This window comes from Shinella sp. 838 (assembly GCF_029623935.1).
In the GTDB taxonomy this organism is placed as follows: domain Bacteria; phylum Pseudomonadota; class Alphaproteobacteria; order Rhizobiales; family Rhizobiaceae; genus Shinella.
Window position 1 is genome coordinate 532,741 of record NZ_JARSBQ010000003.1, and the last position, 15,711, is coordinate 548,451.

A 15,711-nucleotide genomic window follows, 5' to 3' on the forward strand; every position below is an offset into this window, starting at 1 on the left:
ATGGGTTTCTTGCGGCGCTTTCTCCTGACAGGTACGGTCTTGTGCGCGGCGCTCTCTGCCGTCGCACCCGCGCGCGCCGAAGACCTCGACGATCTTGCGCCCTACAAGATGATCCGCTCTCTGCAATATGTGCAGGACACGGTGGCGCTTGGCGATCACTCGGCAATGGAGATGCAGCGTTTCCTTTTGAGCACCATCGATGAGCGTCTGCGCACGGGGGAATCCGCGCTCTTCGACGATCCGCGCAACGTGGATGCCGCGCTTGTCTATGCGATGAGCGGCGGCAACCCCGAGACGCTGGAAGTGCTCATCAAGAAGGATGTCGACGGGCACTTCGATTCCCGCCTGACCGATGCCCTGCGCAGCTACCTCAGCGGCCGCGGCACCCAGAGCGTCAAGTCGCTCGCGGAAATCTTCCCGGAATACAAGCGCTCGCGCGTCGGCCCCTATCTGGCGCTGGTGTCGGCCAATTCGGTCATGCGCAAGGACCCGGCGCTCGCGCTTACCTATTTCGACTGGGCGCGGCTCGTTGCCCCCGGCACGATCGTCGAGGAGGCGGCGCTGCGCCGCTCGATCTATATCGCCAGCGAGGCGGGCTGGATCGACAAGAGCATGGCCTATGCCAACCGCTATGCACGGCGCTACCTGCGCTCGCCCTATGCCAGCCAGTTCGCGGATCTCTTCGTGAAACTGGCGGTGGATCATTTCGAGGCGATCAAGGAGGACGACATCCTTGAAATCCTCTCCTTCATGGACGTGCCGCGCCAGCGCGAGGTCTATCTGCGTATGGCGCGCCTTGCGGCGATCTCGGGCAAGAACAAGCTTGCTTCGCTTGCCGCCGAGCGGGCTCAGGTGCTGTCCGGCGACGGGGAGAGCGTGCCGAAGGTGCTGGCAGACCTCTATTCGGGCCTTGCCTCGGTGCCATCAGGGGATGTTGCGGAGGCGATGGAATCGATCATCGCAATTCCCGACGACAAACTGTCGACCAAGGACCGCGCCTTGAAGGCGGCGGCCCGCGCGGTGGCCGAGGAGGTCTTGCGCGAACCGGCGGTATCCGTGGCGGCGGAGACGCAGACCGAGACGGACCTCGCCAAGCCCGTGCAGCAGGCCGAGGACGCCTCGTCCGATGGACTGAGCGAAGCCGAGTTGGCAGACCGGGCGATGGATCCGCGGGCGGGTGGCGAAGAGACGCCGGTCGCCGCCGCGGTCGAGCCGCAACAGGAAAAGAAAGAGCAGCCAGAAAGCGCCGGCATCGACCCGGCCTTCGATACATTCGTCTCGGGCGGCAGGTCCAAGCTCGACGAAATCGACGCGCTCTTGAAAGGAGAAGGCAGTTGAGCACCATCGGTAGTGGAGTTCTGGGCGTCGTGCAGGGACAGGCACCCGGGAAGAGCAAGGCCAGCCACGGTCAAACCGCCGGCGCTTCGGAAGAGGGCGGTTTCGCCAGTGCGATCGCCAGCCTTTCGGGGCGCGAAGGCGACGGCGGGCGCAAGGGCGCGCGGTTGTCGATTTCCGGTGCAGCCGTCCGCGGTGAGCAGGACGGCGGAGAAACGGATCAGACCCGTGTAAAGCTCGGGCGCCGTGATGCGGCGGCATCGGCGGAGGCCGCCGGCAAGCATGCGGTGGATGCCGCCGAAGCCGACAACAGGCCTTTCGACGAGAAGGCGGCTGCCTTGCTGGAGGCGGCGAGCCGACAGGGACGCAAGACACAGGGCGAACTGCGTGATGGCAAGACCGCCGCGCACCTTGATGAGGAGGCGGCCGTGGACGCGGACGCTGCGGCGGCGGACGGAACGCAGGAGGCTGCGCCGAAAGTCGGGACGGATGTCGGCAATCTTCTCGAAATGCTGGCTGCGCCGAATGCAGTGTCGCTGGAGGCGGCCGCCAAGGCTGGCGTTCCGGGCGCCGGGGCGGATGGAAAAGCACAGACGGGCGGCAAGGGATCGGCCAAGGTCGATGCCCATGCCGACGCTGCTGCCAAGGCCGACGGAGCCCACGTGGCAGATGCCGGCGAGGTGCCGCAGTCCGATACCGATCAGCTCTTCCGGTTGATCCGTGCCGATGGCAAGGGACGGGACCTCGACATGAGTCTTTCCGACAAGGGCGATCGTGCGACCTTCCGGGATGCCACCCCGACCGGGCCGAAGGGTGAGACGGTGACCGTGGTCGATGCGCGCCGCTATATCGGTCTTGCTCAGGCCGGCAACGCGGCTGCCGTGACGACGGCGATTTCGCAGGACCCGCAATGGGCGGCGTCGCTGAGCGCCACCGGCGGGCTCAGCCACTCGGAGGCCGCAGCGACCGGCAAGGTTGTCAACACGCTGAAGATCCAGATGCATCCGATCGAGCTCGGTCTCGTCACGGCGACGCTGCGCCTGCATGGCGACGATCTCGTCGTCTCGCTGCAGGTGGAGACGGGCGAGGCCTATCGCCAGCTCACCGACGATCAGGACGCCATCGTGCGCGCATTGCGCGGGCAGGGCTTTGCCGTCGATCAGGTCAACGTCCAGCTCGCGCCGGCCGACAGGAGTTCGAATGCGCAGCAGGGTGACAGCCAGAGCCAGCAGCAACAGCAGTTCTCCAACCAGCCGCAGGCCCGCGAGGGCGGCAATGGCCGTCAGGGGGGCAATGGAGAGGGCGCAGGCAATTTTTCACACGAGGGAGCATCCCATGAAGGCACCACGTCGGACAACGCTCCTGGCCTTGCTGGCGGCCAGCCTCAGCGCTCTGGTGGTGTCTATCTCTGACGCGGAAGCCTCCGTCGGGGCGTGCGAGCGGGAAATCCTGGCCGCGGCCGCGAAATACGACATCCCCGCCGGCATCCTCTATTCCGTCGGTCTCACCGAGACCGGCCGGAAGGGCTCGCTGCAACCCTATGCCATGAACATCGAAGGCAAGGCCTTCTTCGGCCGCGACCGGCAGGACGCCCTGCAGGCCTTCGAGGCAGCACGGGCGCGGGGCGCCAAGCTGATCGATCTCGGCTGCATGCAGATCAACCACTACTTCCACGGCGAGCAGTTTTCCTCGCCTGCGGAAATGTTCGACCCGCGCAAGAATGTCGAGTATGCGGCGGCATTCCTCGCGCGGTTGCACGCCCGGCACGAGACCTGGACGATGGCCGTGGCGCGCTATCACGCCGGTCCCAACAATGACCCCGCGCAGAAGCGCTACGTCTGCCGGGTGATCGCAAACCTGGTCGCGACGGGCTATGGAAGCTGGACGGCGAACGCGAAACAGTTCTGTCAGTAATTCTATTAAAAGTTGAGATTTCGACCTTGATGGGGCCTGTGCCGTATTGTGGCAGGAATGCGCCCTGTTTTGGGATGACAAGGCGAAGCGTTAACCTTTGTTAACTTTTCCACCGTAAAATTGTGGCAAAATCCGAATTAACCTACTATATATAGATCAAATCGGCACGCAATTCTTAATCAACTGTTAATTCCACCCAGTCACTTCCTCTAGTTGCCGGTGATTCGCCCGATTCGTACCACTGCCTGAACGAGGCACCACACTGATTCGGAGGCGGACGAATGATCGTAGTGGTTGATGAGCGCGAGCTCGTTAAAGACGGCTATACTTCTCTTTTTGGTCGCGAGGGCGTGCCCTCGACGGGGTTCGATCCCCGTGAGTTCGGCGAGTGGGTGAATACCGCTGCCGATTCGGACATCGATGCGGTCGAGGCATTCCTGATCGGCCAGGGTCAGCTCTCCATGGAGCTGCCGCGCGCGATCCGTGATCGCTCGCAGGCCCCCGTGATCGCGGTCAGCGACACGCCCTCCCTGGAAACCACCCTTGCGCTGTTCGACAGCGGCGTCGACGATGTCGTGCGCAAGCCGGTTCATCCGCGTGAAATCCTGGCCCGTGCGGCGGCCATCCGGCGCCGCCTGAAGGCGTTGTCCAACTACACCGATATCGGTCCGATCCGCGTCTTCTCCGATGGCCGCGATCCCGAAATCACCGGGGACGTCTTCCCCCTTCCGCGCCGTGAGCGCCGCATCCTCGAATACTTGGTCGCCAACCGCGGCCGCCGGCTTTCCAAGACCCAGATCTTCAACGCGATCTACGGCATCTTCGACGAGGACGTCGAGGAGAACGTGGTCGAGAGCCACATCAGCAAGCTGCGGAAAAAGCTGCGCAAGAAGCTCGGTTTCGACCCGATCGATTCCAAGCGCTTCCTTGGCTACTGCATCGACTGGCAGAGCTGACACGACATTGCCGGCTGGCGGGGAAGGCGGACCCCGGCAGCCAGCTTCACGCAAGGCCCGTCCCATAGGGTCGTAGTGACGAGACGAACGGGGAAATGACATGAGCCTCTACGGTACGATGAGAACGGGTGTTTCCGGCATGAACGCACAGGCGAACCGCCTGAGCACCGTTGCCGACAACATCGCCAACGCGAACACGACCGGCTACAAGAAGGCCGGAACCCAGTTCTCCTCCCTTATCCTGCCCTCCACTGGCGGCGCCTACAATTCCGGTGGCGTCAACACGGACGTGCGGTACTCCATCTCCGCACAGGGCACCTTCACCTACACGACCTCGGCGACCGACCTTGCCATCAACGGCAAGGGCTTCTTCATCGTCCAGGGTTCCGACGGCGTCGAATACATGACGCGCGCCGGCGCCTTCACGCCGATGAACGACGGTACGCTGAAGAACTCGTCCGGCTTCACGCTGATGGGTTACCCCTATTCCTCGACCGAAGATCCGACGATCGTCATCAACGGCTTTGCCGGTCTCGAGCAGATCAACCTTGCATCCGGCGAACTGAACGTGAAGGCGTCCGAAAAGGGCTACCTGCACACCAACCTGCCGTCGAATGCCGAGGATCCCTTCTCCAAGACCACCTCGCTCGTCGCCTATGACAGCCTCGGCAACACGCGCAAGCTCGACTTCAAGTATTCCACCACCGGTACGCCGAACGAGTGGAGCCTGGAAGTCAGCTACACCGATCCGGACAGCGGCACGGTCACGCCGCTCCTGGCCGCGACGACCCTGACCTTTGACACGAACGGCAAGCTCGTCTCTCCGACGGACATCACGCTCGCCGGTCCCACGACCATCGGCGGCGGCGTGCTCAACCCGCTGGAAATCTCCATCGGCGGCGCCACCGGCGGCAGCACGCAGCTTGCGGCGGACTTCGCGGCCAAGGGCGACATCGACGGCATCGGCCCGAGCGGTGTTGCCGGCTACGAGATCAGCGACGACGGCATCGTCTACCTGAAATACGAGAACGGCGACCTTGCGCCGAAGTACCGTATCGCGATGGCGAACGTGCAGAGCCCGGACAACCTCAAGCCGCTGCCGGGCAACGTCTACTCGCAGAGCAGCGATTCGGGCGTCGTCGTCATGGGTTACGCCGGCAATGGCGGCTACGGCACCATCATCTCCGGCGCGCTGGAAGACTCCAACGTCGACATCGCCGAAGAGCTGACGAGCATGATCGAGTCGCAGCGCAACTACACGGCCAACTCGAAGGTCTTCCAGACCGGTTCCGAGCTGATGGAAGTCCTCGTCAATCTGAAGAGATAAGCCGGCATGACGCCGCGCGTGCATTCGAGAGTTAGGTAGATCCGATGTCGCTTTCAGCAGCAATGAAGACTGCTCAGTCCAGTTTCTCCAACGTAGGCCTGCAATCGGCCGTCGCGTCGAAGAACATTGCCAATGCAAGCAACCCGAACTACGCGCGCCGCGCGGCGATCCTCGCCACGGCGTCCTCCGGTGCCACCGTGGTGGAAACGCAGCGTGCCCAGAACGAGGCGCTGCTGAAGCAGAACCTGCTTTCGATCTCCAAGTCGAGCGGCCAGGAAACACTCCTGGCCGGTCTCACGCAGATGAAGATGATGATGGGCGGCGAGGACTACGAACTCGCCCCCTCCACCTATCTGGCGAAACTGCGCGACAATCTCCAGACCTTTGCCGACAAGCCGAGCGAAGTCTCGCTCGCCGAGACGGTGGTGTCGGATGCGATCGACGTTGCCAATGCGCTGAACAGCACGTCGAACGCCCTGCAGAAGCTGCGGGCGGAGGCGGATGCCGACATCGATACGGCGGTGGTGGAACTCAACCGCCTGCTCACGGAATTCAAGACCTACAATGACAAGGTCCGCCAGGGCACGGCTGCCGGCACCGATGTCAACGACGCGCTCGACCAGCGCGACAAGCTGCTGACCGAAATCTCGGGTCTCATCGGCGTTACGACAGTCAACCGCACGAACAATGACCTTGCGCTCTATACCAGCGACGGCACGGTCCTGTTCGAAACGGTGCCGCGCACCGTGAGCTTCCTGCCCACGACCACCTTCACCGCGGCCGTCGACGGCAACCAGGTCCTCATCGACGGGGTGCCGGTCCAGGCGGGCGCCGGCGGCAACACCAGCGCACAAGGGTCGATCGCCGCCCTGCTGCAGGTTCGCGACTACGTCGCGCCGACCTTCCAGAAGCAACTCGACGAGATCGCGCGCGGTGCGATCGAGGTGTTTTCCGAAGGCGGGGTCGAGGGGCTCTTCATCAGCAACGGCCTGCCCGCTGTTACGGATCCGGGTCTTGCTGCGGTCATCAGGGTCAATCCCGATGTCATCTCCAGCGAAGGCGGAAACCCGACGAAGCTGCGGGACGGGATCAACGCCGTCTACAACACGGACAACAATGCCAGTTTCTCCGAGCTTCTGAACGGCTATGCGTCGGCCTTCGAGGCACCGATGTCCTTCGATCCGGACGCGTCCATCGAAACGACAACGACCTTGCTTTCCTTTTCCAGCAGTTCGGTCGGCTGGCTGGAAGAGATCCGCAGCGCGGCGACGACGGCGGGTGGAGACAAGTCTGCCCTGCTCGGTCGCACTCAGGAAGCGCTTCTCAACGTCACGGCCGTCAGCCTCGACGAGGAACTGGCCCTGCTGCTCGATCTCGAGCAGTCCTACAAGGCGTCGGCCAAACTCGTGGCGGCGGTCGATGAGATGATCGCCTCTCTCCTCCAGGCGGCGGGGTAAGTTATGAAGACTTCTTTCGTTTCCAACATGTCCCTTCAAAATGCGATGCGGCTCACCGTGGCCAGCGCGCAGAAGGAGATGTTGCAGCTCCAAGAAGAAACGGTCACCGGCCGTCATGCCGATGTCGGCGCCGTACTGGGTGCCAAGACTGCACGCACGCTGAACCTGCACCGCGATCTCCAGCGCATGGAATCGCTGAAGAGCACAAACGCGCTGACGACGCAGCGTCTCGCCGCTTCGCAGGAGGCGCTCGGCCAGATGTCGACGGCGGCGAACGACGCGATGGGCGTGCTGATTGCGCTTTCCGGCATCACCTCGCAGGACCAGCTGGATCTCGCCAAGGAAAACCTCGGCAACGCGCTTTCCACCTTCACCTCGGCTGCCAACACCTCGTTCAGCGGCGAGTATCTCTTCGCGGGCATCAATACCGACGTGATGCCGCTGAAGGACTATCTGGAAACGTCGCCGGCCTCGGATGCGAAGGTCGCCTTCGATGCCGCGTTTGCCGCGCATTTCGGCTTTCCGCAGACCGATCCGGCCGTCGCGGCCATTTCGGCGACGGATATGCAGGCTTTCATCGACAGTCTTGAAACCAGCTTCATGGACCCGGTGGACTGGCAGACGAACTGGTCGAATGCGTCCGACGAGAACATGCAGAGCCGCATCAGCGCCGCCGAGACGGTGCAAAGCTCGACCAACACCAATGTCGACGGCATGCGATACATGGCGCTCGGCCTCGTCATCGGCCAGGAAATGCTGTCGCTCGGCATCAGCGAACAGGCCCGCAAGACCGTCAGCGATGCCGCGATCGACTACATGGGACGCGCGATCTCCGGCGTCGATGGCGAGCGTTCGAAGCTCGGCATTTCCGAAGCACGCGTCAGCCAGGCCAATACATCGCTCGATGCTCAGGTCACCATCCTGAGCACCAGCATCAAGGACATGGAAGGCATCGATACCTACGAAGCGGCGACGCGCGTCACCACACTCGAATCGCAGCTTTCTCTCGCTTACACGCTCACGTCGAGGATCCAGAACCTGAGCCTGCTGAACTACCTCTGATGAACCAGAGGGTACGGACACACATGAAGGATGTCTGAATGTACCAGTTTTCATATGCCGAGATCATGGAGGAAGGCGTCGCCGTCTCGAAAGATCGGGAACGGCAGGTCCTCGACCGGTCGATTGCGCTCCTGAAAGCGGCAATGGCCAGCGATGGCGGCAACCAGAGCCGGGAGGCTATCGAGGCGATCTACTTCACGCGCCGCGTCTGGATCCGCTTCATCGAAGATCTCGGAGATTCGGAAAACCAGCTCGAAGCGGAGCTGCGAGCCAACCTCATCTCCATCGCCATCTGGATACTCAAGGAAATCGAGAAGATCCGCAAACGCGAATCGTCGAACTTCCAGGGCATCATCGACATCACCACCATCATCAAGGATGGCATAAAATGAAAAGTACACTGCGTATATCGCTGAAGTCTGGTGAGCGCATTTTCGTCAACGGCGCAGTTCTCAGGGTTGATCGCAAGGTCGCGATCGAGTTCCTGAACGATGTCACGTTCCTTCTGGAAAACCACGTCCTGCAGCCGGAACAGGCGACCACGCCGCTTCGCCAGCTCTATTTCATCGCGCAGATGTCGCTGATCAATCCGGAAGGCGCCGAACAGTCGATCGCCATGTTCCGCAAGTCGGTGATCATGCTGCTCTCGTGCTTCAAGAACGAGGAAGTGCTGGCGGAGCTCAAGCGCGTCGACGCGCTGGTCACGCAGGGCCGCGCTTTCGAAGCCCTGAAGGCGATCCGCGCGCTTTACCCGATCGAGGATCGCATCCTCAACAACCAGGAAATGGCACCGGCCACGATCGAACAGATCCGCAGGGAGATTGCACCATGGTAACGCCCGTCGGCGCCGCATCGGCAGCAGAAAAGCCCTACACTCCGACCGTCACTGGCGCCGAATCCGGCACCGACGAGAAGTCGGCGACCATCAACTACGAGAGCTTCCTGAAGCTGCTCGTGGCGCAGATGAAGAACCAGGATCCGACCGAGCCGATGGACGCGACCCAGCAGATGGCGCAGCTTGCGACCTTCTCCCAGGTCGAGCAGACCATCAAGACGAACAAGAACCTGGAAAGCCTGCTGCAGCGCACCTCGCTGCAGGAAGCCAACTCCGTCATCGGTCGCACCGTTACCAGCGAGGACGGCAAGATTTCTGGCGTGGTCAAGGAAGTCACGCTATACAATGACGGCATCGTCGCGACACTTGATTCGGGCAAGACCCTCGTCATCGGCCCCGGCGTGAAGATCAGCGAACCCAAGGCGAGTGATCCCGAAACGTGAATGAGGCAGACGCCCTCGATATAGCGCAAGCCGCCATCTGGACGGTGGTCGTGGCCTCCGGCCCGGCCGTGCTTGCGGCTATGATCGTCGGCGTCGCCATTGCCTTCGTGCAGGCGCTGACACAGGTGCAGGAAATGACCCTCACCTTCGTGCCGAAAATCCTGGCGATCTTCGTGACGATCGCCATCTCTGCCCCGTTCATCGGCTCGCAGATCTCCATTTTCACGAACATCGTCTTCTCCCGAATAGAAAGCGGCTTCTAGTCCGCTCCTGCCACCCTCGCGCAAGCTTCGCCGGGTAGGTCATGAGATGAAATGGGCGACGCGTGTGACGCGCCGCCGCCTCTCATGACGAGACGGGACGCATTCAGATGGCGCAAGTACCGGCAATAAACCTTCCGAAGGTCAGCCCCAGCGGCCGCGATATCGCATTCGCCGTCGGCATCCTGACAATCCTGTCGATCCTCTTCCTGCCGATCCCGGCCTTCATGATCGACATCGGGCTGGCGTTCTCCATCGCCTTCTCGGTGCTGATCCTGATGGTCGCGCTGTGGATCCAGCGCCCGCTCGACTTCTCGTCCTTCCCGACGGTTCTCCTCATCGCGACCATGGTGCGCCTCGCGCTCAACATCGCGACGACGCGCGTCATCCTCTCGCATGGCAACGAGGGACACGACGCTGCGGGCGGGGTGATCGCCGGCTTTGCAAGCCTTGTCATGTCCGGTGATTTCGTCATCGGTATCATCGTCTTCATGATCCTCATCGTGGTGAACTTCATCGTCATCACCAAGGGCGCGACGCGCATCGCGGAAGTCGGCGCCCGCTTCACCCTCGATGCCATTCCCGGCAAGCAGATGTCGATCGACGCCGACCTTTCGGCCGGCCTCATCGACGAGAAGCAGGCGCAGCTGCGTCGCCGCGAACTGGAAGAGGAAAGCTCCTTCTTCGGCTCGATGGACGGTGCCTCGAAATTCGTGCGCGGCGATGCCATTGCCGGCCTGCTCATCACCGCTATCAACGTCTTCGGCGGCATCATCATCGGCTATTTCCGCCACGGCATGGAGCTCGGCGAAGCCGCCGACGTCTTCGTCAAGCTGTCGGTCGGTGACGGCCTCGTCTCGCAGATCCCGGCCCTCATCGTCTCGCTCGCCGCCGGCCTTATCGTCTCGCGCGGCGGCACGGCGGGCTCCACCGACCAGGCCGTCGTCAACCAGCTCTCGGGTTATCCGCGCGCGCTCTTCGTCGCCTCCGGCCTGATGATCCTGCTGGCGCTGATGCCGGGCCTGCCGTTCTTCCCGTTCATGGCACTGGGCGGCCTCATGGCCTTCGGCGCCTGGATCATTCCGCGCCGCATTGCCGAGGAAAACCGCGTCAAGCGCGAGCAGGAGGCCCAGCAGGTCCAGCAAAGCCGTGACCAGGAGAAGGATTCGGTCAAGTCGGTGCTGAAGACTGCCGAAATCGAGCTTCTGCTCGGCAAGCAGGTCTCCACGCGCCTTCTCGGCGCGCATCAGGAGCTTGCCTTCCGCGTCGGCAAGATGCGCAAGAAGTTCGCTGGGCAGTACGGCTTCGTCGTGCCGGAAATCAAGGTGTCGGATGACATCTCCATTCCCGACAAGTCCTATCAGATCCGAATCCATGGCACGACGATCGCATCCAACATCGTGCGCGTCGGCGAAGTCCTCGTCGTCACCGGCGGCGGCCGCAAGCCGAGCGTGCCGGGTGACGATATCCGCGAGCCCGCCTTCGGAATGCCGGCCGTGTCGATCCTTGAAACCTTCGCAGACGACCTGCGCCGTGAAGGTTTCCACCCGATCGACAACGTCTCGGTGGTTCTCACGCACCTGTCCGAAGTCATCCGCAACAACCTGCCGCAGCTCCTGTCCTACAAGGACGTCAAGGTGCTCATCGAGCGCCTGGATCCGGAATACCGCAAGCTCGCGGACGAGATCTGCTCGTCGCACATGTCCTATTCCGGCCTTCAGGCCGTCCTCAAGCTGCTGCTCGCCGAGCGCGTCTCGATCCGCAACCTGCATCTCATCCTGGAAGCGGTCGCCGAGCTTGCCCCGCATGTGCGCAAGACCGAGCAGATCGTCGAGCACGTGCGCATCCGCATGTCGCAGCAGATCTGCGGCGACCTTGCGGAGAACGGCGTGTTGCCCGTGCTGCGCCTCGGCAACAAGTGGGACATGGTCTTCCACCAGGCGCTCAAGCGCGACACCAAGGGCGAAATCGTCGAATTCGATATCGATCCGCGCCAGCTTGAGGAGTTTTCCGAGCAGGCAACCCGGGTTATCCGCGAGTTTCTCGATCGCGGCACGCCCTTTGTACTGGTCACGTCGCCCGAATCCCGCTCTTATGTGCGCATGATCATCGAGCGCCTCTTCGCCACATTGCCGGTTCTCTCGCATGTCGAGCTCGCCAAGGGCATCGAGATCAAGATCCTCGGCTCCATTTCATGATAACGGACCCGCAGGGCACGGTGCTGGCGCTGTTCGCCGCCTTCTGCCGTGTCGGCGGGTGCTTCATGCTGCTGCCGGGCTTCTCTTCCGCGCGCCTCACCGTACAGATCCGTCTGTTCCTTGCGGTGGCGGTTTCCATGGCGGTGCTGCCGATCCTGTGGGACACGATCTACCCCCGCACGTCGGGCTCGCTCGACAGCTATCTCTCGCTGATCGTCTTCGAGACCCTGACGGGCGCCGTTATCGGCCTCATCGCCCGCTACTATGTACTTGGCCTGCAATTCGCCGGCACGGTATTGACGATGATGATGGGCTTCAATGCGCCGCCGACGCCCGATGTGCTTGAGGACACGGCAGAAAACCAGCTGACGAACCTGCTTTCCTTTGCCGGCCTGATGGTGCTCTTCATGCTGGATTTCCATCATGTCGTCATGCGGGCGCTGGTGGAATCCTACAATGTCATGCCGATCGGTGCCGGCTTCAATCCGCAGGGCGCGCTGATCACGCTCACCGATACGCTGAGCCAGACCTTCATGATCATGCTGAGGCTCGCGAGCCCCTTCATCCTCTACGGTCTCGTCTTCAACGTGGCCGTCGGCCTCATCAACAAGCTGGCGCCGCAGATCCCGATCTATTTCGTCTCGCTGCCCTTCATCATCACCGGGGGGCTGCTCCTGCTCTACTTCGGCATCTCCTCTCTGCTCGAGATCTTTGCGGCCGGCTTCACCCCGGTCTTCCGGGGGGAATAGCGATGGCGCAGAACCGCTCGGACAAGCTGAAGCGTCTCGTCAGCGTGCAGCGCCATCTGGAGAAGATGGCGGAGATCGACCTTGCCAACACCACGCGCCAGCGCGAGGAGGTCAGCGAGACGATGGAGGTCGTCGCGGGTGCCATCAACTCGCTGGATCCGATCCATCGCGGCTTTTCGCGGCACTATTCCGGCCAGTACAGCAAGTTGCAGCAGCAGGACCAGATGCTGGCCAATGTGCAGCAGATGCACGAGATGCGCGTGGTGCGCGAGCGCACCAAGGGCGACCGCATGGAAGAGCATCGCAAGGAAGCCCGCAGCGCCGAGGAGCGCGAGGCCGCCGACAATTCGATCTACGACCTCATCGACCAGCACATCGCCTACAAGGGCAATGACGATTAGGTGGTTTTGGAATAAGTCGCTGTAAGGACAGGCGATTTCTCGCGGCCTTTTCAAGCTTGCGTCAACATGGATTTACTCTGCAGCCGCGTCACGGCTTCGTCATCTGCCACCAGCCTCCCGTAAGGTTGAGCAGCGATAGTCGCATCAGGACGATGACGGGGTTTGCCGAAGCAGCCGCAGGTGCGGCGCGGGCGGATCTGATGTCCTGAACGGTCAGAGGCCGGCGAACCGCCATGAGGACGGGTTCGGCTCACGAGGATCACCTGAAAGGCTCAAGGACGTGGCAATTTCTCCCCCCAGCGACCTGGTGCTCGATGTCGTGCGTGCTGCCGACCCGACCCAGGTTCAGGAAGCGCAAGCCAGGCTGAAGTCGAACAAGGCCGCCTTCGAGGCGACGAGCCTTGCCGAGGCCGGCGCAGGCTTCCAGGCCACCGTCGGCAGCATTCTCAACCGGGATGCGGCCGGCGCCCAGTCGGCACAAGGCGTGTCCGCCGTGGGCGGCAAGGCCGTGCCGGAGCATATGCGCAAGTTCGAATCGATGGTGCTGCAGAATTTTGTGAAGTCCATGCTGCCGACCGACAGCGAGGAAATGTACGGCAAGGGCACGGCCGGCGAAATGTGGCGCGGCATGATGGCCGATCAGCTCGGCGAGGCGCTTGCCAAGGGCGGCGGCATCGGCATTGCCGAAAGCCTTGCCAAGAGCAGCGGCATCGGCGCGGCTTCGCCCGAGAAGGACAAGAATACCGACCGTGTCGCAGCCGGCATGGTGCAGGCCCTGCAGCGGCAAGCTTTTGCCGATCTGACGCCGGGCATCAAGGAACACGAGACGAAGATCTAAGCGGAGAACAACAAAATGGAACAGGCAACCAACGAACTGCGGATCCGCACCGTCCTCGGCCGGCTCGAAACGATCATCGACAACGAGAACGACAATATCGGTCGTGATCCCGATTTCGATCTGCCAACCTCGAACGCCCACAAGAGCCGCTGCCTCTATGAGCTGGCGATGCTGACGCGCGACGTGCGCCCTGACGAGGTGCCGCAGACCTTCTCCAGTCAGCTCGGCCGGGTGCGTGAAAAGCTCGCCACCAACGCCCAGCGTGTTTCCGCCCATCTGGAGGCCGTGCGCGAAGTCGTCTCCATTCTGAAGAATGCCGTGCAGGATCTCGAGGCGGACGGTACCTATTCGCAGGAGCAGTTCCGCCTGGGTTACGGCACATGATCAAGCTCATCGGCACCGGCGTCTGGATTCTCGCCATCACGCTCGCCTCGGTCTATTTTTCGCTGAAGATGGCCTCGGCCCCCAAGGTGGACACGGCCGCGGCCGAGCGCGAGGCGGCGCTGGAATTCGTCAGCGGATACACGACGACGGTGCCTGTGATCGGGGAGGGCGGCGTCAATGGCTACCTGCTGACCAAGCTTGCCTACAAGGCGAACAAGGAGCTGGCGGCCAAGCAGACCGTTCCCCTGCCGCAGATGATCACCGACGAGCTTTATACGCTGCTCGTCGGCAAGAAGATGATCGACGTTGCGACGGTTGGCAGCTTCGACGTCGAGGCCTTCCGCGGCATCGTCAAGGAAGGGCTGAACCGCCGTTTCGGGGCGGAGGTCATAGCCGAGGTCTATGTCGAGCAGATCGACTACATCACCACCGCATCCGTGCAGGACCCCGCGCCCAAGCGTGGCCAGACGCTCGTCAAGGGTGAAGTTCCGGCCGGCAAACCGGCGGAGAAGAGCGGCGGCCACTAAGGCAATTCCGGCCGAAGGGAACCGGAGAGGCTTCAGGCGCTTAGCGTGGATATATGCATTCGTATGAGTTTGGCCGGCCGCTTCAGAGCGAGCCGGCCTTTGCCGTGTGACCGTCGTCCCGTACCATCACCGTGCCGGACAGCTTGTAGCGCAGCACATGATAGGCGAAGGCAGCCTGTGCCCTGTGCTGGGGCAGGCGCGACGGCGCCTTCATCAGCCGGTAGAACCAACCGAGCCGGAACCGCCGAACGGCCTCGGGGATCGCGGGGGTGTTGCCGGCGAGCGCATCGAACAGCGGGCCGAGACTGAGCACCAGCCGTGCATGGCCGGGGCCGACATGCCGGTCGATCCATTTCTCCTGCGCCGGGCTACCCATGGAAACGAGCAGGATGTCGACATTCGCCTCCCGCACCCGCTCCATGATCGCATCCGACTGGCCCTGGTCGAAATGGCCGTCGGCGATGGGCAGGAACTCGTGCCAGGGCGTATGCTGGCGAAGGGTGTCCGCGGCGCGCACCAGCGTCTCGGATTGTGCACCGATCAGCGCAACGCGCATCGGTTTTGCAATATAGGTGAGGAGCGCTGGAACGAAGGCGATGCTTGTCAGGTTCGCCGGGAACTTGCGGCCGTGGAACACCATGGAGGCGATATCGACGCCGTCGCCGTCGGGCAGCACGACCTGGCGCTCCAGTACGGAACGGTATTCGGGATCGCGCATCATCAGGTTGGCGTTGCCGGCATTGATGAAGGCGATGACGCTTTGGCCGAAGGGCATGGTCGCCACCTCCTCCGCGAAGGCGAAGGCTTCCGCCCAGCCAAGATCGCAGACCGGCAGGCCGAGAATATCCCGCTGCGAGGCGGTGATGTTGCCGGACACGAGGTTCATGGCAAGGGTCCTTTCGAAACATCCGCAGACGGGCAGCGGCCGGTCTTCAAGGTCGTCATGACCTCGAAAGCGGCGGGTTCGACGGGATCTGTGGGATAGGGCGTCATGCTGTTCCCGCAAGGCTGCTATTGGTGCCTGC

18 protein-coding genes are annotated in these 15,711 nt (G+C 62.5%); 17 read left to right on the forward strand and 1 reads right to left on the reverse strand.

Annotation, left to right across the window (positions count from 1 at the left end):
* From motC to P9A16_RS14175, 17 genes are all read left to right on the forward strand, one after another.
* Positions 1–1,338, forward strand: a complete 1,338-nt coding sequence (gene motC, locus P9A16_RS14095; RefSeq protein WP_023515231.1) for a chemotaxis protein MotC — start codon at positions 1–3, stop codon at positions 1,336–1,338.
* Complete coding sequence (gene fliK, locus P9A16_RS14100; RefSeq protein ID WP_023515232.1) at positions 1,335–2,747, forward strand: flagellar hook-length control protein FliK; 1,413 nt, start codon at positions 1,335–1,337, stop codon at positions 2,745–2,747. Before motC ends, fliK begins: the two co-directional genes overlap by 4 nt.
* Positions 2,671–3,249 carry a transglycosylase SLT domain-containing protein gene (locus tag P9A16_RS14105; protein ID WP_050745445.1) on the forward strand — a complete coding sequence of 193 codons (579 nt, stop codon included), beginning with the start codon at positions 2,671–2,673 and terminating at the stop codon, positions 3,247–3,249. The genes fliK and P9A16_RS14105 overlap by 77 nt, the downstream gene beginning before the upstream one ends.
* Before the next feature lie 281 nt (positions 3,250–3,530).
* Positions 3,531–4,205, forward strand: coding sequence for a transcriptional activator Rem (rem, locus tag P9A16_RS14110; RefSeq protein ID WP_023515619.1), 675 nt, complete (start codon positions 3,531–3,533; stop codon positions 4,203–4,205).
* A 100-nt stretch (positions 4,206–4,305) separates the two neighbouring features.
* Positions 4,306–5,532 carry a flagellar hook protein FlgE gene (locus tag P9A16_RS14115; RefSeq protein WP_023515618.1) on the forward strand — a complete coding sequence of 409 codons (1,227 nt, stop codon included), beginning with the start codon at positions 4,306–4,308 and terminating at the stop codon, positions 5,530–5,532.
* A gap of 44 nt (positions 5,533–5,576) precedes the next feature.
* Positions 5,577–6,989: a flagellar hook-associated protein FlgK gene (gene flgK, locus P9A16_RS14120; protein ID WP_023515617.1), complete on the forward strand. Its 1,413-nt coding sequence runs from the start codon at positions 5,577–5,579 to the stop codon at positions 6,987–6,989.
* A 3-nt stretch (positions 6,990–6,992) separates the two neighbouring features.
* Positions 6,993–8,051, forward strand: coding sequence for a flagellar hook-associated family protein (locus tag P9A16_RS14125; RefSeq protein ID WP_024270942.1), 1,059 nt, complete (start codon positions 6,993–6,995; stop codon positions 8,049–8,051).
* 38 nt (positions 8,052–8,089) lie between these two features.
* On the forward strand, positions 8,090–8,443 hold the full coding sequence (gene flaF, locus P9A16_RS14130) for a flagellar biosynthesis regulator FlaF (protein WP_024270943.1): 354 nt from the start codon (positions 8,090–8,092) through the stop codon (positions 8,441–8,443).
* Positions 8,440–8,886 (forward strand): flagellar biosynthesis repressor FlbT, encoded by a 447-nt coding sequence (gene flbT / locus P9A16_RS14135; protein WP_024270944.1) that lies wholly within the window; start codon positions 8,440–8,442, stop codon positions 8,884–8,886. The genes flaF and flbT overlap by 4 nt, the downstream gene beginning before the upstream one ends.
* Positions 8,880–9,329, forward strand: a complete 450-nt coding sequence (gene flgD, locus P9A16_RS14140) for a flagellar hook assembly protein FlgD (RefSeq protein WP_024270945.1) — start codon at positions 8,880–8,882, stop codon at positions 9,327–9,329. The genes flbT and flgD overlap by 7 nt, the downstream gene beginning before the upstream one ends.
* Positions 9,326–9,592, forward strand: a complete 267-nt coding sequence (gene fliQ, locus P9A16_RS14145; protein WP_023516601.1) for a flagellar biosynthesis protein FliQ — start codon at positions 9,326–9,328, stop codon at positions 9,590–9,592. The genes flgD and fliQ overlap by 4 nt, the downstream gene beginning before the upstream one ends.
* 107 nt (positions 9,593–9,699) lie before the next feature.
* Positions 9,700–11,787: a flagellar biosynthesis protein FlhA gene (gene flhA, locus P9A16_RS14150; protein ID WP_024270946.1), complete on the forward strand. Its 2,088-nt coding sequence runs from the start codon at positions 9,700–9,702 to the stop codon at positions 11,785–11,787.
* Positions 11,784–12,536: a flagellar biosynthetic protein FliR gene (fliR, locus tag P9A16_RS14155; RefSeq protein ID WP_023517399.1), complete on the forward strand. Its 753-nt coding sequence runs from the start codon at positions 11,784–11,786 to the stop codon at positions 12,534–12,536. Before flhA ends, fliR begins: the two co-directional genes overlap by 4 nt.
* Positions 12,537–12,538: 2 nt before the next feature.
* The gene (locus P9A16_RS14160) at positions 12,539–12,937 is read left to right on the forward strand and encodes a hypothetical protein (RefSeq protein ID WP_024270947.1); all 399 of its coding nucleotides are present in this window, start codon (positions 12,539–12,541) and stop codon (positions 12,935–12,937) included.
* A 280-nt stretch (positions 12,938–13,217) separates the two neighbouring features.
* Positions 13,218–13,775, forward strand: coding sequence for a rod-binding protein (locus P9A16_RS14165; RefSeq protein ID WP_023515742.1), 558 nt, complete (start codon positions 13,218–13,220; stop codon positions 13,773–13,775).
* Positions 13,776–13,790: 15 nt separating this feature from the next.
* Positions 13,791–14,159 carry a hypothetical protein gene (locus P9A16_RS14170; protein ID WP_023515741.1) on the forward strand — a complete coding sequence of 123 codons (369 nt, stop codon included), beginning with the start codon at positions 13,791–13,793 and terminating at the stop codon, positions 14,157–14,159.
* The gene (locus P9A16_RS14175) at positions 14,156–14,686 is read left to right on the forward strand and encodes a hypothetical protein (RefSeq protein ID WP_023515740.1); all 531 of its coding nucleotides are present in this window, start codon (positions 14,156–14,158) and stop codon (positions 14,684–14,686) included. Before P9A16_RS14170 ends, P9A16_RS14175 begins: the two co-directional genes overlap by 4 nt.
* A gap of 82 nt (positions 14,687–14,768) precedes the next feature.
* Here P9A16_RS14175 and P9A16_RS14180 read toward each other — a convergent pair whose 3' ends face one another.
* Positions 14,769–15,572 (reverse strand): WecB/TagA/CpsF family glycosyltransferase, encoded by an 804-nt coding sequence (locus P9A16_RS14180; RefSeq protein WP_023515739.1) that lies wholly within the window; start codon positions 15,570–15,572, stop codon positions 14,769–14,771.
* Between the last annotated feature and the right edge of the window lie 139 nt (positions 15,573–15,711).